This window comes from Streptomyces luomodiensis, from assembly GCF_031679605.1.
Lineage (GTDB): Bacteria > Actinomycetota > Actinomycetes > Streptomycetales > Streptomycetaceae > Streptomyces > Streptomyces luomodiensis.
Genome location: NZ_CP117522.1, coordinates 7,219,722 through 7,245,458, shown reverse-complemented (window position 1 = coordinate 7,245,458; position 25,737 = coordinate 7,219,722). Strand labels below are relative to the sequence as shown.

The window sequence follows — 25,737 nt, the reverse complement described above, 5'->3', positions numbered from 1 at the left end:
CGCGGGTCTCCGGGGGCCTCGCGGGTTTCGCTGATCTCCGCAGGCCTCGCGGGTCTCGCGGGCCTCGCGGGCCTCGCAGGCCTCCGCGGGCCTCGCAGGCCTCCGCGGGCCTCGCAGGCCTCGCGGGCCTCCGCGGGCCTCGCAGGCCTCGCGGGCCTCCGCGGGCCTCCGCAGATCTCGCGGGCCTCGCAGGCCTCCGCGGGCCTCGCGGGCCTCGCAGGCCTCCGCGGGCCTCGCTGATCTCGCGGGCCTCGCGGGCCTCCGCAGGTCTCGCGGGTCTCGCGGGTCTCGCAAATTTCTTCCGCCGATCGCGGTCCGGCGGTGGGGGTGCGCGCGGGACATGTCATGGGCTCGCTGCGGGCGGGTACGGGCACCGCCGGGGAAGCGGCTCGCCCGTCGGCCCGGCGGGGGCGGGGCGGCGGGCCCGGCAAGAGCAGAGACATCGGCCCCGGCGAGGAGCAGGTCGACAGGAGGGCGGCCTGCCGGCTGGCCCCGGCGGAGGCGAGGCGGCGGGGAAGCGGCCCGACGGTCGGCCCCGGCGGGGCGAGGCGGCCGGCCCCGGCGGGGCGGGGCAACGAGAGAACGGCCCGCACGTCGGCCCCGGCGGGGGCGGGGGCCTGGGTCGGGTGGGGTGGTCAGCCGGCCGCGATCACGACGATCAGCACCAGCGCGATCGCGATCAAACCCAGCAGGGCGGAGACCCACAGCTGGCCGGGCTGGAGGTCGATGCGGCCCCCGTCGTCGGTGCCCCGGCGCCACCAGTGCCGCCGGACCTCGTGCCGGGCGGCGCGGGCCGCCGCCTCCCCGTGCTCCCGGCACTCCTCGGCCACGCCGCCGAACAGCGCCTTCCAGCCCTTCTCGCCGAACCCGGTGGGCTGCCGGGTGCCTGCGATCCGGCGCACCACCTCCCGGCCCGCGCCGTCGCCGGCCGTCCACAGTCCGGGCAGGACGCACGCCATCAGCTCCGGTACCGCACCGCGCTGCGCGTACGGGCGGACCAGCCCCTCGTACAGCATCAGCGCGTTACGCACCCGCAGCCGGCGGTCCACGTCGCCGGCCGCTCCGGCCGTACCGCCCGGGGTGCGGGGCGGCGGGTCGAGATAGAGCTGGGCGACCAGCACCTTCTCGCAGACCGCGGCCGCCGGCTCCGGTCCGCGCTCGGGCGCGCGGCGCACCAGCTCGACCACGACGCGGGTGGCCCGCTCGGCGGGCAGTCCCTCGTCCAGCGCGCTCAGCAGCGAGCCGTCGTCGGCCTCCCGCAGCGCCGCGGGCAGGGCGTCCCCGCCGTGGCGCAGCGCCTCGCGCAGCGCGCGCGCCCCGGCCACCGAGCCTCGGGGCACCGCCGGGCCCGCGGAACCCACGGAGCCTGCCGGGCCTGCCAGGCTCGCCGGGCCCGCGGAACCCACGGGACCCGCGGGGCCTGCCGGGCCTACGGAACCCACGGGACCCGCGGGGCCTGCCAGGCTTGCCGGGCCTGCGGAACCCACGGGGCCCGCGGGGCCTGCCGGGCCTGCGGAACCCACGGGACCTGCCGGGCCTGCCAGGCTCGCCGGGCCCGCGGAACCCACGGGACCCGCGGGGCCTGCCGGGCCTACGGAACCCACGGGACCTGCCGGGCCTGCCAGGCTCGCCGGGCCCGCGGAACCCACGGAGCCTGCCGGGCCTGCCGGGCCCGCGGAACCCGCGGGGCCTGCCGGGCCTGCCGGGCTCGCCGGGCCTGCGGAACCCACGGGGCCCGCGGGGCCTGCCGGGCTCGACGCCGTCGTGTCGTACGCGTCGTACGCGTCGTACGCGGTTTCCGTGGCGGCCGGGTTCTCTGTCTCTTTCACCATCGACGTCCTTCTCCTCACAGCGCCTCCAGTACCTCCCGTATCCGTGTGGCCGCCCCGGCGTCGATCGGCTCGTCGCCGTCCTGCGCCAGCCGGGGCAGAAAGCCGCACAACACCGCCAGCTGCCGCTCGTCGCCGGCCGCCCGCCGGATCCAGCCGACCAGCGCGTCCTCGGCCGCCCCGGCCGATCTGGCCCAGGTCAGGGCGGCCCGCAGCAGCTCGGCCAGCCGGGGCGCGCATCCGGGACGGGCCGCCAGCAGCGCCGTGGCCAGCGGCCAGGCGGCGTACGGCGCCAGCTCCGGCACCTCGCACAGCCCCCACAGATGCGAGGTGCGGGTGGTGACCGCGCGCAACACCGTCAGCAGCGCCAGGTCCCGGCGGGGCCGCCGGGTGTCGCGCAGCCAGTGGGTGAGCGCGGCCAGCACGGTCTCCGGTTCGGTCCCGGCCAGCAGCCGCAGCGCGCTGTACGAGGTGGTGCGGCCGTCGTCGGCGCAGGCGATCCGGCCGAGTTCCTCCAGGGACGCCACGACCGAGCCCGCCGCCAGGCCGTAGCCGTGGGCGAGCGCGGCGGTCTCGCGCTCCCGCTCGTCGTCGCCGCGCGCCCAGTCGCGCAGCAGTCCGTGCACGGCGGGGCGCACCTCCGCGGCGCGGGACGCCTCGGCGAGGGCGGTGGCCGCCGCCATCCGCTGCACCGGGCTGTCCGTGCGGGCCAGCGGCAGCGCCAGCTCGACCAGGCCGTAGAGGTAGTCGCGGGCGCACAGCGCGCCCGCGGCGACCGCCGCTCGCACCCACACCTGGGGGCGCGGGTCGTCGCACAGCGCGCGCAGCCAACGGGCCATCGGGCCGCGGAGGTTGTGGTGGGCGTCCCAGGACTCGTGGAGCACGGCGAGCGCCAGCCGCCGCCCCGCGAACCACACCGCGCGCACGGGCACCGAGGCGTCCCCGAGGTCCTCCACCCCGTCGCCGTGAACCGCGCGCGCCATGGCGAGCGAGGCCCCGGAGCGGTGGTCGAACAGCGGTCGGCCGGGGGCGTACTGCGGATCGAGCGTGACGGCCAGTTCCCAGGTCAGCAGCTCGGCGGCCTCCGCCATGAGGCTGTGCGCCGCGCCGTTGAAGACGGCGAGGGCGATCCGCAGCGCGGCGGCGCGCAGCACGGGCAGCGCCGCGGGCAGATCACCGGGGCGCCCGGCCGCCAGGAACCACTCACGGGCCTGGTCCGGGGCGAACGACCGGCAGTGCTCCAGCAGCCGCTCCTCGGACAGCCCGCCCTCGGCGTACGCGGCCAGATGGCCGGCGAGCCGGGCGGCCTCACCGGGCCGTGGCTCGTCCAGGCCGAGCGCCTCGGCCAGTTCGGGACGTACGGCGGCGGCGCGGGCCGTCTCCAGCAGTCCGGCGGGGCCGTCGGCGAGCAGTTCGACGAGGTGGCGGTCGAGGACGTCGGCGGCGGCCGGGGGCTCGTACGGCACGGCGTGACGGCGGCCGCGCAGCAGCCGGTCGGCGGCCGGGCCGCCCGCGACCAGGACCACGCAGAACGCCTCGCGCTCGGCGAAGTGGGCGCGCAGCCGGTCCAGCAGGAGTTCGGCCGCGAGGCCGGTGTGCGCGGTGTGCGCGGTGTGCGCGGCGCGCTCCGTGTGCGCGGCGTGCTCTGTGTGCACAGCGTACTCGGCGTACTCGGCGGGGAGTTCGAGGAGATAGCCGTGGCCGCGCTCGGTCTTCTCCACGCCGGGCGCCCCGTGCAGGATGCCGGGACCGAGCCGGGAGACCCCGCCGCCGGTCAGCTCGGACAGCTCGGCGAGGAGAGCGAGCCCGGTCCAGGCGCGGCCGGTGCCGGGTTCGCCGCACAGCGCCAGCAGGCGGGTGCGGCGCAGATGGTCGCGCATCGCGGCATAGTTCGGGACGGTCCGGTACAGCCGGCGCAGCCGGTCCAGCTCCTCGCGGGGCACCGGGCCTTCCGGGAGCGGGTGGGGCGCCGGTTCGGCGCGGAGGCGGGCCGGGCTGTCGGCGATGTGGAGATGGGCGCACGCCTCGCGGGCTGTGCGGGCACCGCCCGGCAGGCCCGCCCCGTCCAGCGGGCCGCCTTGGGGGATCTCGAGCCGTCGTCCCGCCGCGTCCGCCGGGGGCGGTTCCCCCGAGTCCGCCGGCCGTCGTCCCGCCGCATCCCCCCGTCGTCCCGCGGCATCACCCAGCCGTGCCTCCGCATCCACCGGGGGTCGTCGTCCCGCATCCGCCGGGGGTCGGCCCGCCGAGTCCGCCAGGGGGCGCTCCCCCGAACCCGCCGGGGGTCGTCTCCCCGAGTCCGCCGGGGCGCCCACGTCTTCCAGTGCGTTCATCGCCCGCCGTCCTTCATGCCGTGGCCCCCGTCTCCCGCTGTGGTGTCGGGGTGCCGGTGAATGCCCGAAGCGGGCGGCGGGGTCTCTCCCCCTGCCCGCCCCGCCGCCCGTCTCCGGTGCGGGGCGCTGGGCCGTGCGCACCCCCGTCGCCCACGGTCCCGCGCCCTGTGCCGTCTCCAGGGTCGCGGGGGAGCGGCGGGACGGCTGTAGCCGTTTACACAGTCGCGGAAAACGCGTGAGGCACGCGCCCCCGCGATCGATCGCGGGGGCGCGAAGCGCCACGGGGCGGTTCAGTCGCGAGGCGGTGGCTCCACGAGGGGAAAGGCCGCTCCGGACCAGCCCGATGAGGGAGATTTAAGTGACTGTTCTTCGCAGGCCGGCACGTCTAAGCTCGGCGGATGACCTTGGAATGGGAACAGGTAATCGTTCACTCGGCGGATCCGGCGGCCCTGGGCCAGTGGTGGGCCGAGGCTCTTGGCTGGGTGGTGGTCCACTCCTCTGATGACGAGTTCGAGATCCGTCCGGCGCCGGATCGCACGCCGGGGTTGGACTTCGTCCGGCTTGATGAGCCGAGGAAGGCCAAGAGCCGACTGCATCTCGACTTCAGGCCCGATGACCAGGACGCCGAGGTGGCTCGTCTGGTGGCCCATGGCGCACAGCGTGTTGATATCGGCCAGGGTGACCAATCGTGGATTGTCTTGGCAGACCCCGAAGGTAACGAGTTCTGCATCCTTGGCCAGCGGCGGCAGTAGGGCTCACGCCTGACTGGGGTCGATGGTGAGGCATTCGGGACGGGCGGCGCGGACGTAGTGGATCGCGTGGAGATGTCGACGGCGGGCTGATCGACATGCACTGCCGCGGCCACGGCGATGTTCAAGGCTGTTCATGGCCACCGCCGCCCGCGGCCGCCGTTCGGAGGGGACCAGCGGTACGGTCGGCCACGCGGGGATGCTCGCGCGCCACGGCGTGCGGGGCGCCCGATCGTGGGGCGCGTGGCGGGGGCTCAGTCGCGAGGGCTCGCCGGGATGTGTTCTCCCGTCGCACGGCCCTCGGCCAACAGCCGTAGCAGTCCGATGTCCGTCACCACGAAGCGGCGCGAGGCGGTCCGGACGACGCCCTGGTCGCGCAGCAGTCGCAGCGCCTTGGCGACCGCCTCCCGGGTCGAGCCCACCGCGGCGGCGATGTCGTGCTGGGGCAGCGGCAGATCGACGGTGATGGCCCCGTCGGCGCCGGGGTGGCCGGTGCGCTCGGCGAGTTCGACCAGCCGGACCGCCAGCCGCTGAAGCACCCTCTCCGAGGCGAGTGAGCGTCGCTCGCCGTCGGAACTGCGCAGCCGGGAGCTGAACTGACGCATGATCAGTACGGTGGCGACGGGACGTGCGGCCAGATAGGCGCGGAACCGGTCTCCGGAGACCACCACCGCCTCCATCCGGCCGAGCGCGGTGACGGTGGCGCTGCGCGAGCCGTGGTCCACCGCGGCCTGGTCGCCCACGACCTCGCCCGCCCCGCGCAGCGCCAGGATCAGCCGCACCCCGCGCTCGGTCTCCACCGAGACGGCGGCCCAGCCGGAGGTGATCGCGACGACGAAGGTCGTACGGTCGTGCTCGCGCAGCACGACCTCGCCGGGGGCGTAGGCCCGGGGCCTGCCGAGGGCGAGCAGCGCGCGCCGGTCCTCGGCGGGAAGCGCGTGCAGAAAGGGCCGTCCGTCCTCGAAGAGACTCATCCGCCCTCCCCGCTCAGCCAGTGGTCATCATGCCTGCGGAGAACCGTCGCCATGCCTGCGGAGATCCCAGGGATCGCTCAGAACGCTAGGCAGCCGGCGCCGGCACGTCAATGGTGCCGTACCGGGTCCGTACCCGTGCGGTCCCTACCGGTACGTACCGCATCTCCCCGTCACCCCCGCTTCACCCCTGGCCATCACGACCACCCGTACCCGTACCCGTACGCAAGGCGGCGCCCGCGACGGCGGCGAGCGCGGCGGTCACCGCCGTGAAGACCCAGCCCGCGCGCAGCGCGTCGAGCCCCGGCCGGGCGGCGCCACCGGTGATCACGACCAGCGCCGCGACGCCCAGGGCCGAGCCGCCCTGCCGGGACATCATCAGCACCCCCGACCCGAGGGACAGTTGACGGGCCGGAAGCAGTCCGGCGGCCGAGAACATCACCGGCTGGTAGAGCCCCGCGCCGATTCCGGTGAGCACCAGTCCGGGCATGCACTCCACGGCGTAGTGCGCACCGTCGCCGCCCGCGAGGAAGAGCCACCACATCGGACCGGCGGCGAAGCACAGCCCGCCGACGACGGCCGTGGTCCGCTCCCCCAGCGCCCGGACGATCCGCCCCGACAGCATCGACACCACCAGGACGGTGAGCGGCCAGGGCGTGACGGCCAGGCCCGCACGGGACGTGGACCAGCCCCATACCCCGGTGAACAGCAGGGTCGCGGCGAGGAGCGAGGCCGCGTAGGCGAGGAAGTAGCTCAGCAGGCCGAGCGCGGCGGCGGTGAAGGCACGGGTCCGGAACAGCGCCGGATCCACCACCGGGTCCGGGTGGCGGCGTACGTGGGCCACGGCCAGCGCGCCCACGGCCAGGCCGGCGGCGAGGAAGGCGAGGGTGGCCGGGGCGTCGTAGCCCCAGTCGGCGGCCTCGACACAGGCGGTGGTGAGGGATCCGGTGCCGAGGAGGACGAGCAGCGTCCCGAGCGGATCGAGGCGACGGCGCTCACCTACGCGCCCGGTGCGGCGGCGCTCGTCGCCTACGCGCCCCGTGCGGCGACGCTCGTCGCCGACAGGTCCGGTGCGCGGCAGCAGCCGTAGCCCGGCCACCCATGCCACGAGCACCACGGGCGGGTTGACGAGGAAGATCCAGCGCCAGTCGGAGGCGGCCAGCAGTCCGCCCGCCACCGGTCCCGAGCTGGCCGCGACCGCGCTCACCGCCGTCCAGACGCCGATGGCTGTGGGCCGTTCGCGCTCCGGGAAGGCGGGCAGGGCGAGCGAGAGGGAGGTGGGCACCAGGACGGCCGCCGCCGCGCCCTGCACTACGCGCGCCGCGATCAGCGAGCCGAGCCCGGGAGCGACCCCGCAGGCCACCGAAGCGAGTCCGAACAGCGCGATGCCGGTCAGGAACGAGCGCCGCCCGCCGATCGCGTCGGCCAGCCGCCCGGCGGGGACCAGCAGCGCCGCGAGCACGATGGTGTAGGCGTTGAGCACCCAGGACAGCTGGGCGGTGGACGCCGAGCGGAAGTCGGCGCCGATCGCGGGGAAGGCGATATTGACCGCGATCATGTCGAGCACGGCGAGGAACTGGGCCGCCGACGCGACGGCGAGGATCAGCCAGCGCCGGGGATCAGGAGCCGGAACGGAACCGGAGCCCGGATCAGGGCCGGGACCAGGACCGGGAGCCGGATCGGGGGCGGCCGTGGGCACACCGCTCCCCTGGGCCTTTGCGGAAGGGTTCGTCATGCCCATCCAGCATCGGCTCCGGAACAGGACGGAACGAGTGGCAGGAGTGACAGCATGCGGTACATTCCTGCCATGTCCGCGCGCCACCGGTCCATCGCCCTCGCCGTCACCCCGGGTATGCCGATCTTCGACCTGGCGGTGCCCTGCCATGTCTTCGGCACCGATCGGCCCGGACTCCCCGACCCCTGGTACGACCTGCGGGTCTGTGCGATCGGACCGGGCGGTGAGGGAGCCGGTGACCCGGTCGCCGCCCGCTCGTGGTTCGCCGCCCGCACCCCGTACGGCACCGAGGAGTTGATCTCGGCGGACACGGTGATCGTCCCGGCCTCGGCCGATGTGCGCGGCGATCCGCCCGAGGAGCTGATCGACGCGCTGCGCGAGGCCCATCGGCGCGGCGCCCGCATCGTGTCGCTGTGCTCGGGCGCGTTCACCCTCGCCGCGACCGGACTTCTCGACGGCCGTACGGCGGCCACCCACTGGATGTACGCGGCGCTGTTCGCCGAGCGCTATCCGGCCGTGCGGCTCGATCCGTCCGTGCTCTACGTCGACCACGGCGACGTACTGACGGGAGCGGGCTCCACCGCCTGCATCGACGTCTGTCTGCATCTGGTGCGCGAGGACTACGGCAGCGAGGCGGCGAACACCCTGGCCCGGCAGCTCGTCGCACCCGCCCACCGGCCGGGCGGCCAGGCCCAGTACATCGAGGCGCCGCTGCCGGAGCGCACCGACGACTCGCTCGCCCCGTTGCTGCACTGGGCCGCCGAGCGGCTCCACGAACCGCTGACCGTCGCCGACCTCGCCCGCCGCGCCCACACCAGCCCGCGCACCCTGACCCGCCGCTTCCACTCCGCCACGGGCACGACACCGCTGCGCTGGCTACAGGCCCAGCGGATCGCACGCGCCCGTGAGCTGCTGGAGAGCGGCGATCTACCGGTGGACCGGATCGCGGAGCTGTGCGGGCTTGGGACGGCGGCCAACCTGCGCCGCCACTTCACCCGGGCGGTGGGGGTACCGCCACACGACTACCGCCGCGCATTCCGTGCCCGCGAGTCCCGGCCCCTGGCCTGGTCACGGCCCCAGGAGTCACGGCCCCAGGAGTCACGGCCCCAGGCGGCCGTCTGACACCTGACCGCCGGCCGCCGGTGGCCGGGCCGGAACCCGGAGCCACGACCAGGCCGAGGGCCGGACCGGGCCCCAGAACGGACACCTGACCCGGACCGCAACCGGGCTGGAGCGGAGGCCAAAGCCGTGCCGGAACGGGATCCCCGGCCGGGCCGGGCCAGAGCGGAGCCAGAGCAAGGCCGGGACCAGACCCCGACCAGGCCACAGCGGGCGGCCGGGCCGGGACCGGGCCCGACCGGCCCAGAGCAGGGCCGGGGCCAAGCCCCGACCGGGCCGAAGCGGAGGCCAAAGCCAGGCCGGAGCCGGACCGCAACCGGGCCACAGCCAGGCCGCAACCGGGCCGGAGCGGGGCCCCGGCCGCGGAGGCCGGCCGCTACAGTCTCGGGTCCACCGGCTCGGACTCCAGGGCGAGGACCGCGAATACGGCCTCGTGGACGCGCCACAGGGGTTCGCCCTCCGCCAGTCGGTCCAGCGCTTCCAGCCCCAGCGCGTACTCCCGCAGGGCGAGTGAGCGCTTGTGGCCCAGATGGCGCTCCCGCAGCCGCTCCAGGTTCTCCGGGCGGGTGTACTCCGGGCCGTAGATGATCCGCAGATACTCGCGGCCCCGGCACTTCACGCCCGGCTGGACCAGCCGGCCGTCGCCCTTGCGGACGAAGCCCTGGAGGGGCTTGACCACCATGCCCTCACCGCCCGCCGCCGTCAGGTCGAGCCACCACCGCACGCCCTCGGCGACCGATGCCTCGTCCTCGGTGTCGACGATCAGCCGACGGGTGGGGACCAGCATCCGGGCACCGTCGGCGTCGGCGTCGGAGGCCGGCTTCTCGGCCTCGATCATCCGGTCGATCAGGGCGAGCTGCTGATCGTGCGGAAGCGCGGTGGCGAGGTTGCGGCCCTGGACGGCCAGGATCTGGAACGGCGCCAGCCGGATACCGTTCAGCCCGTCGACCGGCCAGCAGTAGCGCCGGTAGGCGTCGGTGAAGGCGGCCGCGTCCGCCGCGCGTTCACGCTGCTTGCCGAGCAGGGCGGACACCTCGACACCGCGCGCCTCCGCCCCCTCCAGCGCCGCGAGGACGCCGGGGAAGACGGCGCGGGAGGCGGCGCCCACCGCCGCGTACTGGTTGCGCAGCAGTCCCTCGGCCTTGAGCGACCACGGCATCAACTCGGCGTCCAGCAGCACCCAGTCGGTGTCCAGCTCCTGCCACAGCCCGGCGTCGTCGAGGGCGCCGTTCAGCCGGCGCAGCACGGTCTCCGTGAGCGCCGCGTCGTCGAAGAACGGCCGTCCGGTGCGGGTGTGGACCGCGCCGGAGACGCCGTCCGGTGCGCCGAAGCGCTCCCGTGCGACATCCGCGTCACGGCAGACCAGCACCACCGCGCGGGAGCCCATGTGCTTCTCCTCGCAGATCACCTGGCGCACCCCGTCCGAGCGGTAGGCGGCGAACGCCTCCGCCGGATGCTCGAGGAAGCCGTCATCGGCGGCTCCGTCACCGGCCCCCTCCTTGGAGGTGGCGGTCGGCGCCATGGTGGGCGGGAGATAGCCGAGCAGCCGAGGGTCGACCGCGAAACGGCTCAGGACCTCCAGCGCCGCCGCCGCGTTCTCCTCCTTGACCGCGATCCGGCCCATGTGGCGGGTCTCGACGACCCGGCGGCCCCGCACATCGCTCAGGTCGAGCGGGCGGCCGTCGGCGCCGCCGGGGGCCTCGGTGGTCAGCGGTTTGACCGGTTCGTACCAGACCCGCTCGGCCGGGACGTCCACCAGCTCGCGCTCCGGCCAGCGCAGCGCGGTCATCCGGCCGCCGAAGACACAGCCGGTGTCCAGGCAGATGGTGTTGTTGAGCCAGGATGCGCGGGGGGTGGGGGTGTGGCCGTAGACGACGGCGGCGCGGCCGCGGTAGTCCTCGGCCCATGGGTAGCGCACGGGCAGGCCGAACTCATCGGTCTCCCCGGTCGTGTCCCCGTACAGGGCGTGCGAGCGGACCCGGCCGGAGGTGCGGCCGTGGTACTTCTCGGGCAGCCCGGCGTGACACACCACCAGCTTCCCGCCGTCCAGCACATAGTGGCTGATCAGCGAGTCGACGAAGTCCCGCACCCGGTCCGCGAAGCCCGGGTCGGCGGCGTGCTCCCGGTCCAGCTGCGCCACGGTCTCGGCGAGGCCGTGGGTGAGCTGGACCTTGCGGCCCTTGAGATAGCGGCCGAGCTTGTTCTCGTGGTTGCCGGGCACGCACAGGGCCGCGCCGGAGGCGACCATGCCCATCACCAGGCGCAGCACCCCGGGGCTGTCGGGGCCACGGTCGACGAGGTCGCCGACGAAGACCGCCGTACGCCCCTCGGGATGGGCCGCGTCGACCGGGCGGCCGAGGTCGTCGCGGCGCAGGGCGTAGCCGAGCTTGCCCAGCAGGGTCTCCAGCTCGGAGCGGCAGCCGTGGATGTCACCGATGATGTCGAACGGGCCGGTGAGGTGGCGCAGATCGTTGTAGCGGCGCTCGGTGACGATCTCCGCGGCCTCGACCTGTTCGACACCGCGCAGGATGTGCACCTTGCGGAACCCCTCGCGCTCCAGGGACTTCAGGGAGCGGCGCAGCTCACGGCGCTGGCGGGGAATGACATGGGCGGGCAGCGCGGCGCGGTCGGGGCGCTGGGCGTTGCGCCGGGCGCATTCGCCCTCGGGGACGTCGAGGACGATCGCCACGGGCAGCACGTCGTGCTCGCGCGCGAGCCTGATCAGACTGCGGCGGGCCTCGCTCTGGACGTTGGTGGCGTCCACGACGGTCAGCCGTCCGGCCGCGAGCCGCTTGCCCGCGATGTAGTGGAGGACGTCGAAGGCGTCGGGGGTGGCGCTCTGGTCGTTCTCGTCGTCGGCGACCAGCCCTCGGCAGACGTCGGAGGAGACGATCTGGGTGGGCAGGAAGTGGCGCCGGGCGAAGGTGGACTTACCGGAGCCGGTGGTGCCGATGAGCACCACGAGGGACAGGTCGGGCACGCCGATGGGGCGCTTGTCCTCGGTCATGCTGCTGCCTCCTTCGCGGCGGTCGCGGCGGCGGCCCCGGTGGCCGCGCCGGTCGCGGTGGCCGCGGCGGTCGCGGTGGCCGTCCTGGTCACGGTGGTGCGGTCAACGCGTTCGGTGCCTCGGGTGCCCGTGCCGTCGTCGCCGCCCTGGGCGCCGATCCGGAACAGCGCGAGCTGGGTGGGCGGGCCGACCTCGGGGTCCTCCGGGCCGACGGGGCGGAACTCCACCGTGTAGCCGTGCCGTTCGGCGACCTGCCCCGCCCAGGCCCGGAACTCCTCCCGCGTCCACTCGAAACGGTGGTCGCCATGGCGCATCCGCCCGGCGGGCAGGGTCTCCCAGCGCACGTTGTACTCGACGTTGGGCGTGGTCACCACGACGGCCTTGGGCCGTGCGGCGCCGAACACCGCGTGCTCCAGCGCGGGCAACCGGGGCGGGTCCACATGCTCGATCACCTCGCTGAGGACCGCCGCGTCATATCCGGTGAGCCTGGAGTCGGTGTAGGTGAGCGCGCCCTGGGTCAGCTTCAGCCGGGCCGACTGCCGCTCGGGCATACGGTCCAGCCGCAGCCTCCGCGCCGCCTCGTTGAGCGCGCGCATCGACACATCGACACCCACGATCTCGGTGAACCGCGCCTCCTTCAGCAGCGCGGCCAGCAACTGACCCTGACCGCAGCCGAGATCGACGACCCTTGCCGCCTCGACCCCGCGCAGGGCATCGAGTATCGCCTCCCGCCGCCGTACCGCCAGCGGCACCGGGTTCTCGGGACTCCCGTCGCCTTCACCGCGTTCGCCGCCTGCGCCGCCCGCATCCCCCTCTCCCCGCATCTCTCCCTCCATCAGCTCGGCCGCCGGTTCGCCGACGGCGTTGTCGATCTCCTCCGCCTGGGTGTCGTCGGTCTCGGCGAGCCGCGCCAGCTCCAGACGCTCCAGCGCACTGCGCGTCAGCGACCAGCGCCGGGCCAGATAGCGGTTGGTGATCAGCCGCTGCTCGGGGTGGTGCTCCAGCCAGCCCTCGCCGGAGCGCAGCAGCTTGTCCACCTCGTCCGGGGCGACCCAGTAGTGCTTGGCGTCGTCGAGCACGGGCAGCAGCACATACAGATGGCGCAGCGCGTCCGCCAGCCGCAGCTCACCCTCCAGCACCAGCCGTACGTACCGCGAGTCACCCCACCGCGGGAACTCCTCGTCCAGCGGCACCGGCTCGGCCGTCACCTGCCAGCCCAGCGGCGCGAAGAGCCGCTCGACCAGGGCGGCACCGCCGCGGGCGGGCAGCGCGGGCACCTCGATCCGCAGTGGCAGCGCCCGCTCCGGCAGCTCGGGCCGGGCCTTGCACTGTCCCCTCAGCGCGCTGGAGAAGACCGCGCTCAACGCGGTCGCCAGCAGTGAGGAGGCGGCGTAGGGGCGGTCGTTGACGTACTGGGCGAGCGCGGAGTCGGGGGCACCGCCCCGGCCCTTGCCACGGCCCCGCCGCACCAGCGCCACGGGGTCCACCTCCAACAGCAGCGCCGCGGTGCATTGTTCGGCGGTCGCCTCGGGGTAGAGGACGTGTGCGGTGCCGTGGGAGGTCGAGAACCGCTGCGCCTTGTCGGGATGCTTGTGCAGCAGGAACCCGAGGTCGGTCGCGGGGCGCTCGGCGGTGCCGGTGGTGGTTATCGTCAAGAACACCCGCCCGAGTATCGCCGGGCGAAGCGCCCGTCACCTAATGGTTTCTCACCACGGCACCGCAAGACTTCTCACCACGGCACCTCGTGGTTTCTCACCACGGCCGCCAGCTCCGCGATCCGCTCCGGTCCCACCCGGCAGCAGCCGCCGATGAGCCGCGCCCCCGCGTCGTGCCATGCGCTCACCCGCCCCGGGTCGAAGGTCGCCCGGCCGCGCCAGCTCGATGTCGCGGCATCCCACTCCTCTCCGCTGTTCGGATAGACCACCACCGGCTTGCCGGTGGTGCCGGCCGCGATCTCCACGGCCCGGTCCGCGTCGCCCGGCTCACAGCAGTTGACGCCGACGGCGATCACCTGGTCGACCCCCGCGGCCAGGACGAACGCGTCCCTCAGGGGCTGCCCGGCCCGGGTGGCCTCCCCCGCGATGCTGTAGGAGAGCCATACCGGCACCCCGCACCCCTCGACGGCGCTCAGCAGCGCCGCGGCCTCATCGGCGTCCGGCACCGTCTCCAGCGCCAGCGCATCGGGCCCGGCCGCGGCCAGCGCCTCGATCCTCGGCCGGTGGAACCGCTCCAGCTCGGCCACGCTCAGTCCGTACCGCCCGCGGTACTCGCTGCCGTCCGCCAGCATCGCCCCGTAGGGGCCGACGGAGGCGGCGACCCACACCGGCCGCGCGACCCGACCCCCCGCGGCCGCCCCCTCGGCAGCAGGCCGCTCGGCAGCCGCCCCCTCGGCAGCCGCCCGCTCCGCCCCCGCGCGCGCCAGCTCGACACTGCGCCTCAGCAGCGCCGTGGCCTCCTCGTGGCCCACGCCCCGGCGGGCGAAGCCCTCGTAGGTGGCCTGGTAGCTACTGGTGATGAGCACCCGTGCGCCCGCCCGTGCGTAGGCGGTGTGGGCCGCCTCGATCTGCGCCGGGTCATCGGCCAGCAGCCGGGCCGACCACAGCTCGTCGGAGAGATCGCAGCCCTGTGCCTCCAGCTGGTTGGACAGCCCGCCGTCGAGAACGAGCGGTCCACGCTCCAGCGCGGCGGCGAGGGGCGGACGGGGTACGGACGTCACGGGTGCTCCTGGTGGTTTACTCAGCCCAGCTGGGCCTGGACCTGTGAGGAGATCAGCTCCAGGTGGTCGAGGTCGGTCAGGTCCAGCATCTGGAGGTAGATCCGGGAGGCGCCCACCTCCGCATAGCGGCCGATCTTGTCGACGACCTCGGCCGGGGAGCCCGCCAGCCCGTTCTCCTTCAGCTCCTCGACCTCGCGTCCGATGGCCGCGGCCCGCCGGGAGACCTCGGCGTCGTCCTTGCCCACGCACGCCACGAGCGCGTTGGAGTACACCAGGTCGTCGCCCTTGCGGCCGGCGGCCTCGGCCGCCTCCCGCACCCGGCCGAACTGGCGCTCGCTGTCCTCGACTGAGGCGAACGGCATATTGAACTCGTCCGCGTACTGAGCGGCCAGCCGCGGGGTGCGGGTCGCCCCGTGGCCGCCGATCAGCACCGGCACCTTGCTCTGCGCGGGCTTGGGCAGTGCCGGGGAGTCCACCAGCTGGTAGTGGGCACCGTCATAGCCGAAGGTCTCGCCGGCCGGGGTCTGCCACAGCCCGGTGACGATGGCCAGTTGCTCCTCCAGCCGCGCGAACTTCTCCTTGGGGAAGGGGATCCCGTAGGCCCGGTGCTCCTCCTCGAACCAGCCCGCGCCCAGGCCCAGCTCGACTCGGCCACCCGACATCTGGTCGACCTGCGCGACCTGGATCGCCAGCACACCGGGCAGCCGGAAGGTAGCGGCGGTCATCAAGGTGCCCAGCCGGATCCGCCGGGTCTCGCGGGCCAGCCCGGCCAGGGTGATCCAGGCGTCGGAGGGACCCGGGAGGCCGTCCACGCCTCCCATGTGCAGATAGTGGTCGGACCGGAAAAAGGCGTCGAATCCGAGGTCCTCGGTGGCCTTGGCGACGGTGAGCAGGGTGTCGTAGGTCGCGCCCTGCTGGGGCTCGGTGAAAATGCGAAGATCCATGGCCCCCATCCTGCCTCCTCACGCGGCACCGCCCCACTCCCCACCCCACTCCCGGAACGTGAGGTGCCTGAGCATCCCGTGCACCCGGTCCCTGGCCTCGTCCGCCGCGTCGATCGCCTCCACGCACTGCCAGTACAGCGCCTCCTCCTCCGTGTTGGAGGCGACGCCGACCAGGGCGAACCCCGCTTCCGCGAGCAGGTCCCCCAGCGCCAGCAGCACCTCCCTCGGATCGCGCACCTCCGTCAGCTGCGCGGCCCGTAAGCGCCCGCCGCGCAGCGTCGGGTAGTGCAACGCCGGGTGGAACAGGGCGCCGCGCGCCCGCCCGCCCGCCTCGCACAGACCGCGCGCCTCCGCTCGCGCGGCCGCCGGGCCGCTCACCACGAAATATCCGCCGACCGCCTCGGCCAGCGCCTGAACCTGCCAGGCTTCGGCCACGATGTCGTGCACGCTCCCGGCCTTCGCCAGGGCGTGCCGGGTGACACCGATCAGCCGCATCGCGTCCATTCCCCGCACCCCTCTCAACGGATCTCAACGGACTTTCCGCACCCGTACTCCTCCACTACCCAGAGTGATGACTGTCAGGCCGAAAAGCTAGGGGAATTCAGGAATCTGTTGACAACAGTTGCGATGTGGATAACTTTCTCACTACGGAGAGTGACGAAGCGGGCTGTCAGCGCCTCTCGTTCACCGGAAACCGCCCCTCGTTCCGGTCGATCTTCGCCGAGAGCGCGGCGAGCGCGTCGATCCCGAGCACCTCGCAGAACTGGAGCAGATACGCCAGGACATCGGCGACCTCGTCCTCGACCCGGGCCGCCGCGTCCTCGTCCTCCATCACCCGCGCCGACTGCTCAGGCGTCAGCCACTGGAAGATCTCCACCAGCTCCGACGCCTCGACGCTCAGCGCCGCCGCGAGGTTCTTGGGGGTGTGGTACTGCTGCCAGTCGCGGGCCGCCGCGAAGGCGGCCAGCCTGCGCTGGAGCACGGCCACGTCCAGGCCGTCGGTTCGTCGCTCGCTCTCATAGGACTCGCTCACGCCCCAGGTTTACCACCGTGACGGGGGCGTCCCCGACCGCCCCCGTCACGTCCCCCACCGTCCCCACCAGCCGGATGTGCCCCCGTGCGCACATCCGAGCCGCCACCCCCAGCAGTTCCCGCGCCTGCCGCCGGTCCAGACACCGGTCGAAACCGTCGGCCAGCACGGTCAGCACCTGCCGCGCGGGGAGCACATCGGCCGCCGGGTCCACGGCCAGCACGCCGGGCCCGGTCAGCAGCACCAGCGCGAGCGCGAGATACCGCAGCTCGCCGTCGCCCAGCCGCTCCACGGGCATCGCGCCGAGCTCCCCCTGCTCGACCAGGGCCCGCACCGCCCCGTCCGCGTGCCCCTCCGTGACCAGGCCCTCCACCGGTCCGGCGCATCCGGCCCGGACCGCCGCGACCAGCGCCGCATGCCGCGTACCGCACTCCCGGCTGGTCCGCCGCAGCACCGCCGCCAGGTTCTCGCAGCCGCCGCGCAGCCGCCCGTCCCTCGGCGCCGCCGGCGCCCGCATCCGCTCCGGCCGCGGATCGCAGGGGAAGACCGAGCGCAGCGCGATGACCACTTGCTCGGCGGCGGCCAGCGCGAGCCGCTGCCCCTCCGTGATGCCCGCCACCCGCAGCGGCAGCAGCGAGGTCGCGAGCCGGTCGTCGGGCAGCGGGGCGCGGGTCACCGCGACCGCGCCGGCCGTGTGCCAGGCGGCCTGCACACAGCGCCGCCCCGGGTCGCGCAGCGCCGTCTCCAGCAGGGTCTCCCCCGCGCCCGTCATCCGCTCGCCCACGATGCGCAGTTCGGGCTCGGCCTGGACGGCGACATCGAGCTGTACCGGCCCGACCGGGCCGTCCACGGTGCAGCCGATGCGGAAGCCGCGCCGCCCCTGCCGGTCCGGCCGCGCCCGGCGCGGGATGTACGCCACCGGATCGCGGAACACCTCCGCGAGCCGGGCGCCGCTCGCAAGCCGCGCGAGCGCCGTGTACGCCTCCAGCACACCGGACTTACCGCTGCCGCTCGGCCCGGAGATCAGGGTCAGCGGACCCAGCCGGAAGGCGGCGCGGCGGTGGGTCTTGAAGGCCGACAGCCTCAACTCGGAGACCACGGGCCGCAGTTCGGTCCTGGCGGGCAGCAGCCCGGATACGCTCATGCCCGGGAACATATCTGTGGCACATACCGCCGAACCGTTACGCCTTCCGTATCTTCCTACCATCGGGGGATGGCCGTGGTGGCTGATGATGACCAAGGGACGGCGGATGATCGGCGAGCCGGAAGGTGCGGGCGGTACGGGGGGCCATGGCTGACAACACGTTCTGGATCGCGGCGCTCACCGGCTCCACCGCGGTGGTGGCCAGTTGGGTCACCAGCCGCGGCAACACCCGGGCCGCCCGGATCCAGGCGGACACCGCCGCGCTCGCCCAGCGCGCGGAGCGGCTGCGCGACAGCAGGCGCACCGCGTATCTCGAGCTGATCGAACAGACCCACCGCATGGGCGAGTTGTACTGGGAGGTCGCCGCCGTCCAGGAGAAGGAGAGCGGTACGGAGCGCCGCGCCGCCCTCCTGGACGAGCTGGCCGAGCGGGAACGCGATGAGTACGGCACGCTGCGCCGCTGTGTGCGCGTGGTCGAGCTGGAGGGCCCGGCCGCGGCGGCCACCGCCGCGAACGCACTGCAGAGGTCCACCGGCCCGTTCCACCGCGCCCTGAGCGCGATGCGCTCCGGAGAGCCGGAGGCGTTCCAGCGTTTCGACGCCGCCTTCAGGCCGTTCTGGCAGGCCCTCACGGACTTCGTCGACGCCGCGAAGACGGCTCTACAGGAGCCCTAGCGAATCGCCTACCGAACAGGCGTGAAGTCGCGTGCTCCGATGAACTCGGGGCGCCGGACCGGGGCCGCGAACGGCTCCACCGCCGGGTTGAGCACGCTGTTGAACACGATGAAGACGTTGCTGCGCGGATACGGCGTGATGTTGTCGGCGGAGCCGTGCATGCAGTTGCAGTCGAACCACGTGGCCGAGCCCGCGCGGCCGGTGAACAGGCGGATGCCGTGCTCCTCGGCGAAGCGCGTCAGGGCCCGGTCGGACGGTGTGCCCGCGTCCTGCGCCTGGAGCGACTTCTTGTAGTTGTCCTTCGGCGTCCGGCCGGCGCACCCGATGAACGTCCGGTGCGACCCCGGCATGATCATGAGGCCGCCGTTGGTGTCGTGGTTCTCGGTCAGGGCGATGGACACGGACACCGCCCGCATCCGCGGCAGTCCGTCCTCCGCGTGCCAGGTCTCGAAGTCCGAGTGCCAGTAGAAGCCGGACGCGCCGAAGCCCGGCTTGACGTTGATCCGTGACTGGTGGACGTACACCTCGGAGCCGAGGATCTCGCGGGCCCGGCCCACCACCCGCTCGTCGCGCACCAGGTCCGCGAAGACTTCGCTGATCTTGTGCACCTCGAACACCGACCGCACCTCCCGCGACGTCGGCTCGGCGATGCGGCGCTCGTCCGCGTACAGCGCCGGGTCGCGGACCAGCCGGTCGAGCTCGGCACGGTAGTGCGCGACCTCCTCCCCGGTCAGCAGGTGCTCGACGGTGAGGAAGCCGTCCCGCTCGTACGACTCCAGCTCGGGGCGGAGCGGCCCCCAGACGACCGGGTCCTGGCGGGGCGTCACGACCTCGCGGCTGCCCCGGGTCGGGTACGCGTCCCGCACGGCCGTGGTGGTCTCGGTCATGGGTCAGCCCTCCTCCGGGAGCAGCGGGTAGGCGCCGTTCTCGTCGTGGTCCTCCCGCCCGGTCAGGGGCGGGGTGAAGACGCACACGCACCGGAAGTCCGTCTTGGGGCGCAGCGTATGCCGCTCATGGCCGTCGAGCAGGTACATCGTGCCGGGCTTGATCCAGTGGGTCTCGCCCGTCTCGTCATTGGTGAGTTCGGCCTCTCCCGCGACGCACAGCACGGCCTCGACGTGGTGCGCGTACCACATCGACGTCTCCGTCCCGGCGTACAGCAGGGTCTCGTGCAGCGAGAAGCCGGCCTTGTCCTGGGCGAGCACGATGCGCTTGCTCTCCCAGGTCCCGGAGGCGGCCCGCACATGGCGTTCGGTGTTCTGGATCTCTGCGAAGGACCGGACAATCACGTGACCACGCCTTTCCACGCCTTTCCCTTGCCCATCTGTCGCTCAGCCGGTCTCCCGTACCGATCGGGCGAGGATCCGCAGTCCCTCGTCCAGCTCGTGCGGGGCGACGGTGAGGGCCGGCAACAGCTTCACCACCTCGTCCTGAGCCCCGGACGTCTCGACCAGCAGCCCGAGTTCGAAGGCTCGGCGGGCCACGGCCGAGGCACGGGAGGTGTCCGCGAACCCCAGGCCCCACACCAGGCCGCGGCCGCGGATGTCGGCGCCGAGCCGCGGGTGTTCGTCACGGATCGCCTGCAGCGCCTGTTCCACCTGTTCGCCGCGGACGCTGGTCTGTTTCTCCATCCCGTCGTCGGTCCAGTAGGTGTGCAGGGCGGCGGTCGCCGTGACGAAGGCGGGGTTGCTGCCGCGGAAGGTTCCGTTGTGCTCGCCCGGCTCCCAGATGTCCAACTCGGGCCGGAACAGGCACAGCGACATGGGCAGGCCGTAGCCGCTGATGGACTTCGACAGGGTGACGACGTCCGGTGTGATGCCCGCTTCCTCGAAGGAGAAGAAGGCCCCGGTGCGTCCACAGCCCATCTGGATGTCGTCCACGATCAGCAGCATGTCGTGCCGGTGGCACAGGTCGGCGAGGGCCCGCAGCCACTCGGACCGGGCCACATGGACCCCGCCCTCGCCCTGCACCGTCTCGACGATCACGGCGGCGGGTCTGTTCAGACCCGAACCCCGGTCCTCGAGCAGCCGCTCGAGCCAACGGAAATCCGGGGGCACAGCAGCCTGGCCATCAAGACAATCGTCGAGATAGTGGTCGAACGGCATGGGAATGCCGTGGACCAGCGGAATGCCCGCCCCGGCCCGCTTGAGGGCGTTGCCCGTGACGGCCAGCGCCCCGAGGGTCATGCCGTGGAAGGCGTTGGTGAACGAGACGATCGCCTCGCGCCCCTTCACCTTGCGGACCAGCTTCAGCGCGGCCTCGACCGCGGTGGTACCGGCGGGACCGGGGAACATCGCCTTGTACGGCAGGCCACGCGGGAACAGCACCAGATTCTGGAACGCCTCCAGGAAAGCCCGCTTGGCGGTGGTGGCCATGTCCAGGCTGTGGGTAATGCCGTCGCTTTCGATGTAGTCGACGAGCGCGCGTTTCAGCGCCGGATTGTTGTGGCCGTAGTTGAGTGATCCGGCACCCGAGAAGAAGTCGAGATAACTGCGGCCGTCCTCGTCGTGGAGATGGCTCCCCTGCGCCCGTTCGAAGACGGTGGGCCATCCTCGGCAGTAGCTGCGGACTTCCGATTCCAGGGTCTCGAAGACGCTCATGTCGGGCTGCTTGGTCGTCATGACACACACTCCTCGGTGCAGGAACACTCCTCGGTGCAGGAGGAATCCGCACGCTGAGATCCTGCCGACGATGCGCCTGGCTAACGCAGTGGTCCGATGCGGTACAGGTACTCGGGTTCATGGGAATCGGGGAAAAGCGCCGTCGGGAACAGCAGCTCTCGTGCCACCGGTGCCCGGTGCCGCGCGGCGAAGGAGAGGAACAACCGGTGCGATGCGGTGTTCTCCGGGCCGATGCTCGTCTCCACGCTCCGCGGGGCGCCCCGCGGAGCGGGACGGGCGATGAGGTGGTCCAGCATGGCACCGGCCAGGCCGCGTCCGCGCTGTTCCGCGTCCACCGCGATCTGCCAGATCACGAGCGTGCCGGGCCGCTCGGGCCGGCGGTAGCCGGTGGCGAAGCCGACCGGCGCACCGTCCGGTGCCCGCGCGACCACGGAGGTTCCGGCGAAATCCCGAAACCACAGGAGATAGCTGTAGGAGGAGTTCGCGTCGAGCACCCCGGATGCGCGGGCAATGCGCCAGACCGCGGCGCCGTCCTCGATCGCGGGTTCGCCCATGGATTGCGTCAGCGTCGCCATAGAACCAGCACCCACCTCTGCCATGTCTGCTTACCCGGAAATCGAGTACTGGCGAGTCGGCTGTCTGCTCGTCGCAACCGTTTCTTGATGGAGGTGACTAACTCATTTTACGTCCGCGGTCTCCGCTCGGCCACAGCGGCTGACGGGCACGGACGGTGCTCACTCCCCGAGCAGCGCTCCGGCGAGGTGCGTGGCCAGCGCCTCGGCCATGGGACGCAGCCCCATGGCGCGCGGGAGCACGTGGTCGTCGTAGTCGCCGTCCTCGATGGATTCCCGGTTGTTGAACAGGACACGCACGTCGGGATCAAGCATGGTGACGAACCAGGACATGAATTCGGCCGCGTCCAGGGCCGTGTAGCCGCTCAGAGTCAGGCCGGTGTGGCTGTAGTCTCCGGACCGCTCGGCACCGCCTTCGAAGATCATGGCGAACTCGGTACACTCGCCCACACCGGAGGGGTCTTCGGCCAGAGCGGTCGTGCAGTTGGGCCACCGGCCCCGAGCTGCCTGCGCGAAGTCTTCGTGCGTGACCCCCCAGCCCTCACCTCCGGCCGGGGCGAAGTAGTAGCTCGTGATGACGAGGGCGGCTTCATCGGGAGTCATAGGTCACTCATTTCTCAGTCGTTCTAGGCAGGGTGGTACCGGACACTACCCGGCACTCCCTCTTTCGCCATTAAGTATTTCCAATACGCCATAGTCTCCGGACCGTTCGTAATGATCTCCAAGCCTCTTACCTTACTGCCATCAGCATTGATTGCACGACCGTAGTCTCTGATCTCTCTCGCATCCTCCGTATGCGGCCTCTTTTCCCACTCTTTCTTGGCTTCTTCGGGCAGTTGGAGCTTTTCCAGGGTGCGCGGTGTCTTACAAGAGTCCGGGTCCTTGACATACTTACCATCGAGGGCGTATCCGTCCTCGGCCCGTAGCCCATCGGCTTGCTGAACCCTCTTCCTGCCTTCCTTGGACGACAGAGGGAGATCATATTCGGGATAGCCCGCAGTATCTGCCTGATAGCGGTTGGCCGGGTCCTTCTCGGTCCGCTGGTTGGCGAAATCGTGCTGGTGCAGGCCGGACATCCACTTACGGAAGTCGGCCTGTTCCTCGGCACTCAGCCGAGTCGCGCCCGGCTCAGGAGGCAGCGGCCCCTTGGGATTGACTCCAGGGCGGGGCGGACCCGGGCTGGGAGTTCTGCGATTTCCATAGAAGGCAGCGAAGATACCGCTCGTTCCTGATGGAACCGGAGCCTTCGCCACCACTGGAATGGAGGGCAACGGCACACGCAGAGGAACCGCCGGGAAGATCGACGGGAGGTCCGGATCCCAGGGGCCCGAAGGCTCGGGCAGCTTCGCCTTGCGTCCGGAGCCGTCGAGGACACCGGGAATGCGCCCGAGCCCGTTGATGCGCGTGTCGCCGCAGACAGCATCGTTGAGACCGTGGTCGTTGTCGTTGTCCAGCAAGGAGTCACCGAGGGACATGCCGCCCGCCATCCAATCGGCCTTGGCGTCCTCAACATGCCCGGCATAGGCATAGCAGGCATCGGCGATCTCATGGCAAGCCGTGGCCAGGTTCGCCAACAATGCCTCGCCCTCGGCGGTCTCGGCCGGACGGTCACCTGCGCCTATAAATAAGTCGAAATAGTCGACAAACGCCGTAACGGCTCGCCCGGCCCAATCCCTGACCAGGAGCCGCTGTCCCGTCTGCGCGCTGATACGCGTATCATCCAGCAGATCTCCGGCTTTACGCCAAGCCTTACCCGCTTCCTTGGCCTTTCCCGCGTCTCCGCGTGGCCCCTGGGTGACGAAATCGTCGAGCCAGTCCTCTTTGGCCACGACCTCCGGAAGGTCGTCCTCGCTGCCCACCGGATTGCACTCGCTACCCGCAGCGGGACCTTTGAGCATGTTGATGGCCTCGTCCGGCGAGAACTGCTTCAGCATCGAAGCCGCGACCTTGCTCTCCGTCGCAAGGAAGTCGAAGGCCATCTCCATCACCGTGGCGGAGAGGTTGCCCATGGTGTACGTGGAAAAGGCCATCTGGGCCACGGCCTCACGGGCGGCACCCTGGTACATCTTCGCGAAGTTGCGACCACCCTCATCGTCTCCGGCCATGCCCTTGGACGTCTCCAAGGCGACCACCAGGGCGTTGACGACCTCCACCAGGAAGTTCATGTGCGTACTGAAGCCACCGGATATACCCACCAACTGGTCCGATTTGACACGCACGTCCGCCATTTGCCGCTCCTCCCCCGGCAGAGGTCCCACCCCGCACCGAACAGCCTATCGACAGCAACACTGCAATGCGCAGAGCGACTTGCCGGCTCCGGAAGTCACGCCAACCGGGATGGGAATATGCCGCTGCAGGATTGGCGGCCAGACGTGCACGAGCTCGCATCAGCTCGACCGCGCCCATGACAGTGTGCTGTCCCGGTCCCTGCGGCGGGTCCCCGTGGGGCCGGTGTTCTCGATGATCTCGCCGAAGTCCAGTTCCCCTGACTTAACAGCGTCGGCGAACTCCTGACGCAACCGCCGCTGCACGGCATCCTCCATAGCCGAGCGCACAGCCGCGGCCTTGGACATCCCTCAACCTCGCCCTCTCACTGCCAGACCATCACTGCGGCAAATCCAGTTCGGCGCGGACGGTCTTGCCGACGGGTGTGCGATCCAGCACCGTCCAGCGGTCGGCGAGGCTGTCGACCAGGAGGAGTCCCCGCCGGGTCTCGGAGAGGGCCGGCGGGGCGGCGACCGCACCGGGACTCGGGGGCCGTTTCTCGCCACGGGTGTCCGACACCTCGATGCGGAGCACGGTCTCGGTGAGCGTGAGGCGCAGTTCGAAGTCCCGGCCCGGGACGCGGCCATGCGTGGCGGCGTTCGCGGCCAGCTCGGCGACGACCAGGGCGGCCGCGTCCGAGGTCCGCGTGCCGTGCGGGATGCCCCAGTCCTGGAGCTGATGGAGCGTGAGCCGCCGGGCGAGGCGCGCCCCGAGCGGAGTGGAGCTGAACCGCTGGGTGAACACGCGTACGGTGACGGACCCTTGGTGCGTGGGGGGTGGTGTCATGCGCCCACTGTGGCCTGCGGTTTCGCCTGCGCGCCACGGAGACACTGCGTACGCTGAGTCAGCGTACGCGCACAGATGGTGGACGGTACTCGTGACCGGCCGTAAGCCTGTGTGCGGTCAGGAGGGGCGAGGCGGGCGGGTTGCACAGGAGGTGGCCGACGATGGCCGAAGACGGTGTCGGCGTGGAAGGTGCGGACGAAGGGGCGGACAGAGTTCCGGGACCGTCCTGCGGCGGGGAGCCACAATCCTCCGACAGTCTGCGGACGTTCGGGGCGTTCGTCCAGGCCCTACGGGAACATGCGGGACTGAGCCGGGCGGAACTCGCGGACCTGGTGCGCTTCTCGAAGCACACGATCGCGTCGGTGGAACAGGGACGGCGCATGCCGGACCTGTCCCTCGTGGAGCGGGCGGAGGAGGTACTGGGAAACACCGGCGCGCTGCGGAAGGCGGCCGAGCATCTGTCCCGGCAGCAGGGGTTGGCGAGTTGGTTCCGGCAGTGGGCGAGGCTGGAGGCGGTGGCGCTCGCCCTGTATACGTACGAGTGCCGGTTGATTCCGGGGTTACTGCAGACGGAGGCGTATGCGCGGGCGCTGTACGGTAACCAACTGCCGCCCATGAACGATGCCCAGATCGAGTCCCAGTGGGCAGTAAGGGCCCAACGTCAACGGCTGTTGTCGGAGCGGGACAATACGGCATTCAGCTTCATCATCGACGAGCATCTGTTTCTACGGCGGACCGGCGGGACGGAAGTCACACGGAAACTGATCGACCACGTGCTGGCAGTCGCCGAGTTGCGGAACGTGGAGATTCAGGTCATGCCATTGGCACGGGAACACGCGGGCATGGCTGGCCCCGTGCAGCTCCTGGAGACGCCGGAGAACCGCTGGTTCGCCTACTGCGAAGGTCAGGAGAGCGGTCAGTTCATCGCGGATCCGAAAGTGGTCAGCGTGCTCCATATGCGGTATGCCAGGATGCGCTCGCAGGCTCTGACTCTCGAAGACTCTCTGAGCCTGTTGCAGCGGATGCGAGGGGAGCTATGAACACGTCGGGACTGGCCTGGTTCAAGAGCAGCTACAGCAGTAGTGCTTCCAACGACTGCGTCGAGGTGGCCACCTGCCCCGGCACAGTCCACGTGCGCGACTCCAAGGACAAGGAGGGCCCACAGCTCGCCTTCTCCCCCACCGCGTGGGCCGACTTCGTCGCCTACACGGCCAAGCGCTGACAAGGGCCTGTCCCGTATCGGAG

Annotated in this window: 24 protein-coding genes; 5 read left to right on the top strand and 19 right to left on the bottom strand. The window is 72.0% G+C overall.

Annotated elements, in window-relative coordinates:
• Positions 1-635: 635 nt before the first annotated feature.
• Positions 636-1,361: a hypothetical protein gene (locus PS467_RS30620; RefSeq protein ID WP_311037909.1), complete on the bottom strand. Its 726-nt coding sequence runs from the start codon at positions 1,359-1,361 to the stop codon at positions 636-638.
• A gap of 485 nt (positions 1,362-1,846) precedes the next feature.
• Positions 1,847-4,159, bottom strand: coding sequence for a hypothetical protein (locus tag PS467_RS30615; protein WP_311037908.1), 2,313 nt, complete (start codon positions 4,157-4,159; stop codon positions 1,847-1,849).
• A 398-nt stretch (positions 4,160-4,557) separates the two neighbouring features.
• Here PS467_RS30615 and PS467_RS30610 point away from each other — a divergent pair, with 398 nt between their 5' ends.
• Complete coding sequence (locus PS467_RS30610) at positions 4,558-4,911, top strand: VOC family protein (protein WP_311037907.1); 354 nt, start codon at positions 4,558-4,560, stop codon at positions 4,909-4,911.
• Positions 4,912-5,162: 251 nt separating this feature from the next.
• On the opposite strand, the gene PS467_RS30605 is transcribed toward PS467_RS30610, so the two are convergent.
• Positions 5,163-5,882 carry a Crp/Fnr family transcriptional regulator gene (locus tag PS467_RS30605; RefSeq protein WP_268974895.1) on the bottom strand — a complete coding sequence of 240 codons (720 nt, stop codon included), beginning with the start codon at positions 5,880-5,882 and terminating at the stop codon, positions 5,163-5,165.
• Between the two features lie 181 nt (positions 5,883-6,063).
• Entirely contained in the window at positions 6,064-7,614 is a 1,551-nt protein-coding gene (locus tag PS467_RS30600; RefSeq protein ID WP_311037906.1) for an MFS transporter, read from the bottom strand.
• Between the two features lie 54 nt (positions 7,615-7,668).
• Here PS467_RS30600 and PS467_RS30595 point away from each other — a divergent pair, with 54 nt between their 5' ends.
• Positions 7,669-8,736: a GlxA family transcriptional regulator gene (locus PS467_RS30595; RefSeq protein ID WP_432280654.1), complete on the top strand. Its 1,068-nt coding sequence runs from the start codon at positions 7,669-7,671 to the stop codon at positions 8,734-8,736.
• A gap of 373 nt (positions 8,737-9,109) precedes the next feature.
• Here the strand turns inward: PS467_RS30595 and PS467_RS30590 are convergent, their stop codons facing one another.
• The 7 genes from PS467_RS30590 to PS467_RS30560 form a co-directional block, all read right to left on the bottom strand.
• Positions 9,110-11,740: a polynucleotide kinase-phosphatase gene (locus PS467_RS30590; RefSeq protein ID WP_311037904.1), complete on the bottom strand. Its 2,631-nt coding sequence runs from the start codon at positions 11,738-11,740 to the stop codon at positions 9,110-9,112.
• The gene (locus tag PS467_RS30585; protein ID WP_311037903.1) at positions 11,737-13,401 is read right to left on the bottom strand and encodes a 3' terminal RNA ribose 2'-O-methyltransferase Hen1; all 1,665 of its coding nucleotides are present in this window, start codon (positions 13,399-13,401) and stop codon (positions 11,737-11,739) included. The genes PS467_RS30590 and PS467_RS30585 overlap by 4 nt, the downstream gene beginning before the upstream one ends.
• 68 nt (positions 13,402-13,469) lie before the next feature.
• The gene (mmuM, locus tag PS467_RS30580) at positions 13,470-14,456 is read right to left on the bottom strand and encodes a homocysteine S-methyltransferase (RefSeq protein ID WP_311037902.1); all 987 of its coding nucleotides are present in this window, start codon (positions 14,454-14,456) and stop codon (positions 13,470-13,472) included.
• A gap of 20 nt (positions 14,457-14,476) precedes the next feature.
• Positions 14,477-15,400, bottom strand: a complete 924-nt coding sequence (locus tag PS467_RS30575) for an LLM class F420-dependent oxidoreductase (protein ID WP_311037901.1) — start codon at positions 15,398-15,400, stop codon at positions 14,477-14,479.
• An 18-nt stretch (positions 15,401-15,418) separates the two neighbouring features.
• On the bottom strand, positions 15,419-15,904 hold the full coding sequence (locus PS467_RS30570) for a DUF6099 family protein (RefSeq protein ID WP_268974888.1): 486 nt from the start codon (positions 15,902-15,904) through the stop codon (positions 15,419-15,421).
• A gap of 166 nt (positions 15,905-16,070) precedes the next feature.
• Entirely contained in the window at positions 16,071-16,433 is a 363-nt protein-coding gene (locus PS467_RS30565; protein ID WP_268974887.1) for a nucleotide pyrophosphohydrolase, read from the bottom strand.
• Positions 16,417-17,574 carry an AAA family ATPase gene (locus PS467_RS30560; RefSeq protein WP_311037900.1) on the bottom strand — a complete coding sequence of 386 codons (1,158 nt, stop codon included), beginning with the start codon at positions 17,572-17,574 and terminating at the stop codon, positions 16,417-16,419. The genes PS467_RS30565 and PS467_RS30560 overlap by 17 nt, the downstream gene beginning before the upstream one ends.
• 146 nt (positions 17,575-17,720) lie before the next feature.
• On the opposite strand from PS467_RS30560, the gene PS467_RS30555 reads away from it, so the two are divergent.
• A complete protein-coding gene (locus tag PS467_RS30555; protein WP_268974885.1) occupies positions 17,721-18,248 on the top strand; it encodes a hypothetical protein in 528 nt (175 codons plus the stop codon).
• Positions 18,249-18,256: 8 nt separating this feature from the next.
• Here the strand turns inward: PS467_RS30555 and thpD are convergent, their stop codons facing one another.
• From thpD to PS467_RS30515, 8 genes are all read right to left on the bottom strand, one after another.
• Entirely contained in the window at positions 18,257-19,135 is an 879-nt protein-coding gene (thpD, locus tag PS467_RS30550; RefSeq protein WP_268974884.1) for an ectoine hydroxylase, read from the bottom strand.
• A gap of 3 nt (positions 19,136-19,138) precedes the next feature.
• Positions 19,139-19,537, bottom strand: a complete 399-nt coding sequence (locus PS467_RS30545; protein WP_268974883.1) for an ectoine synthase — start codon at positions 19,535-19,537, stop codon at positions 19,139-19,141.
• Positions 19,538-19,579: 42 nt separating this feature from the next.
• Positions 19,580-20,869, bottom strand: coding sequence for a diaminobutyrate--2-oxoglutarate transaminase (gene ectB, locus PS467_RS30540; protein ID WP_311037899.1), 1,290 nt, complete (start codon positions 20,867-20,869; stop codon positions 19,580-19,582).
• An 80-nt stretch (positions 20,870-20,949) separates the two neighbouring features.
• A complete protein-coding gene (gene ectA, locus PS467_RS30535; RefSeq protein ID WP_311037898.1) occupies positions 20,950-21,444 on the bottom strand; it encodes a diaminobutyrate acetyltransferase in 495 nt (164 codons plus the stop codon).
• A gap of 159 nt (positions 21,445-21,603) precedes the next feature.
• Entirely contained in the window at positions 21,604-22,044 is a 441-nt protein-coding gene (locus tag PS467_RS30530) for a hypothetical protein (RefSeq protein ID WP_311037897.1), read from the bottom strand.
• Between the two features lie 23 nt (positions 22,045-22,067).
• The gene (locus tag PS467_RS30525; protein ID WP_311037896.1) at positions 22,068-23,669 is read right to left on the bottom strand and encodes a restriction endonuclease fold toxin-2 domain-containing protein; all 1,602 of its coding nucleotides are present in this window, start codon (positions 23,667-23,669) and stop codon (positions 22,068-22,070) included.
• 159 nt (positions 23,670-23,828) lie between these two features.
• Positions 23,829-24,014, bottom strand: a complete 186-nt coding sequence (locus tag PS467_RS30520; RefSeq protein WP_311037895.1) for a hypothetical protein — start codon at positions 24,012-24,014, stop codon at positions 23,829-23,831.
• Between the two features lie 31 nt (positions 24,015-24,045).
• Positions 24,046-24,492: an ATP-binding protein gene (locus PS467_RS30515; protein WP_311037894.1), complete on the bottom strand. Its 447-nt coding sequence runs from the start codon at positions 24,490-24,492 to the stop codon at positions 24,046-24,048.
• A 161-nt stretch (positions 24,493-24,653) separates the two neighbouring features.
• Between PS467_RS30515 and PS467_RS30510 the strand changes: the two genes are divergently transcribed.
• Positions 24,654-25,532: a helix-turn-helix domain-containing protein gene (locus PS467_RS30510; RefSeq protein ID WP_311037893.1), complete on the top strand. Its 879-nt coding sequence runs from the start codon at positions 24,654-24,656 to the stop codon at positions 25,530-25,532.
• Positions 25,529-25,714 (top strand): DUF397 domain-containing protein, encoded by a 186-nt coding sequence (locus PS467_RS30505; protein ID WP_311037892.1) that lies wholly within the window; start codon positions 25,529-25,531, stop codon positions 25,712-25,714. The genes PS467_RS30510 and PS467_RS30505 overlap by 4 nt, the downstream gene beginning before the upstream one ends.
• The last annotated feature ends 23 nt before the right edge of the window (positions 25,715-25,737 follow it).

What these genes read in the sequence shown, in the direction of transcription:
- PS467_RS30615 (WP_311037908.1), bottom strand. Translation starts at nt 4,159, where the DNA reads ATGAACGCACTGGAAGACGTGGGCGCCCCGGCGGACTCGGGGAGACGA.
- PS467_RS30610 (WP_311037907.1), top strand. Translation starts at nt 4,558, where the DNA reads ATGACCTTGGAATGGGAACAGGTAATCGTTCACTCGGCGGATCCGGCG.
- PS467_RS30605 (WP_268974895.1), bottom strand. Translation starts at nt 5,882, where the DNA reads ATGAGTCTCTTCGAGGACGGACGGCCCTTTCTGCACGCGCTTCCCGCC.
- PS467_RS30600 (WP_311037906.1), bottom strand. Translation starts at nt 7,614, where the DNA reads ATGACGAACCCTTCCGCAAAGGCCCAGGGGAGCGGTGTGCCCACGGCC.
- PS467_RS30595 (WP_432280654.1), top strand. Translation starts at nt 7,669, where the DNA reads ATGCGGTACATTCCTGCCATGTCCGCGCGCCACCGGTCCATCGCCCTC.
- PS467_RS30590 (WP_311037904.1), bottom strand. Translation starts at nt 11,740, where the DNA reads ATGACCGAGGACAAGCGCCCCATCGGCGTGCCCGACCTGTCCCTCGTG.
- PS467_RS30575 (WP_311037901.1), bottom strand. Translation starts at nt 15,400, where the DNA reads ATGGATCTTCGCATTTTCACCGAGCCCCAGCAGGGCGCGACCTACGAC.
- PS467_RS30570 (WP_268974888.1), bottom strand. Translation starts at nt 15,904, where the DNA reads ATGGACGCGATGCGGCTGATCGGTGTCACCCGGCACGCCCTGGCGAAG.
- PS467_RS30560 (WP_311037900.1), bottom strand. Translation starts at nt 17,574, where the DNA reads ATGAGCGTATCCGGGCTGCTGCCCGCCAGGACCGAACTGCGGCCCGTG.
- PS467_RS30555 (WP_268974885.1), top strand. Translation starts at nt 17,721, where the DNA reads ATGGCTGACAACACGTTCTGGATCGCGGCGCTCACCGGCTCCACCGCG.
- thpD (WP_268974884.1), bottom strand. Translation starts at nt 19,135, where the DNA reads ATGACCGAGACCACCACGGCCGTGCGGGACGCGTACCCGACCCGGGGC.
- ectB (WP_311037899.1), bottom strand. Translation starts at nt 20,869, where the DNA reads ATGACGACCAAGCAGCCCGACATGAGCGTCTTCGAGACCCTGGAATCG.
- ectA (WP_311037898.1), bottom strand. Translation starts at nt 21,444, where the DNA reads ATGGCGACGCTGACGCAATCCATGGGCGAACCCGCGATCGAGGACGGC.
- PS467_RS30530 (WP_311037897.1), bottom strand. Translation starts at nt 22,044, where the DNA reads ATGACTCCCGATGAAGCCGCCCTCGTCATCACGAGCTACTACTTCGCC.
- PS467_RS30525 (WP_311037896.1), bottom strand. Translation starts at nt 23,669, where the DNA reads ATGGCGGACGTGCGTGTCAAATCGGACCAGTTGGTGGGTATATCCGGT.
- PS467_RS30520 (WP_311037895.1), bottom strand. Translation starts at nt 24,014, where the DNA reads ATGTCCAAGGCCGCGGCTGTGCGCTCGGCTATGGAGGATGCCGTGCAG.
- PS467_RS30515 (WP_311037894.1), bottom strand. Translation starts at nt 24,492, where the DNA reads ATGACACCACCCCCCACGCACCAAGGGTCCGTCACCGTACGCGTGTTC.
- PS467_RS30510 (WP_311037893.1), top strand. Translation starts at nt 24,654, where the DNA reads ATGGCCGAAGACGGTGTCGGCGTGGAAGGTGCGGACGAAGGGGCGGAC.
- PS467_RS30505 (WP_311037892.1), top strand. Translation starts at nt 25,529, where the DNA reads ATGAACACGTCGGGACTGGCCTGGTTCAAGAGCAGCTACAGCAGTAGT.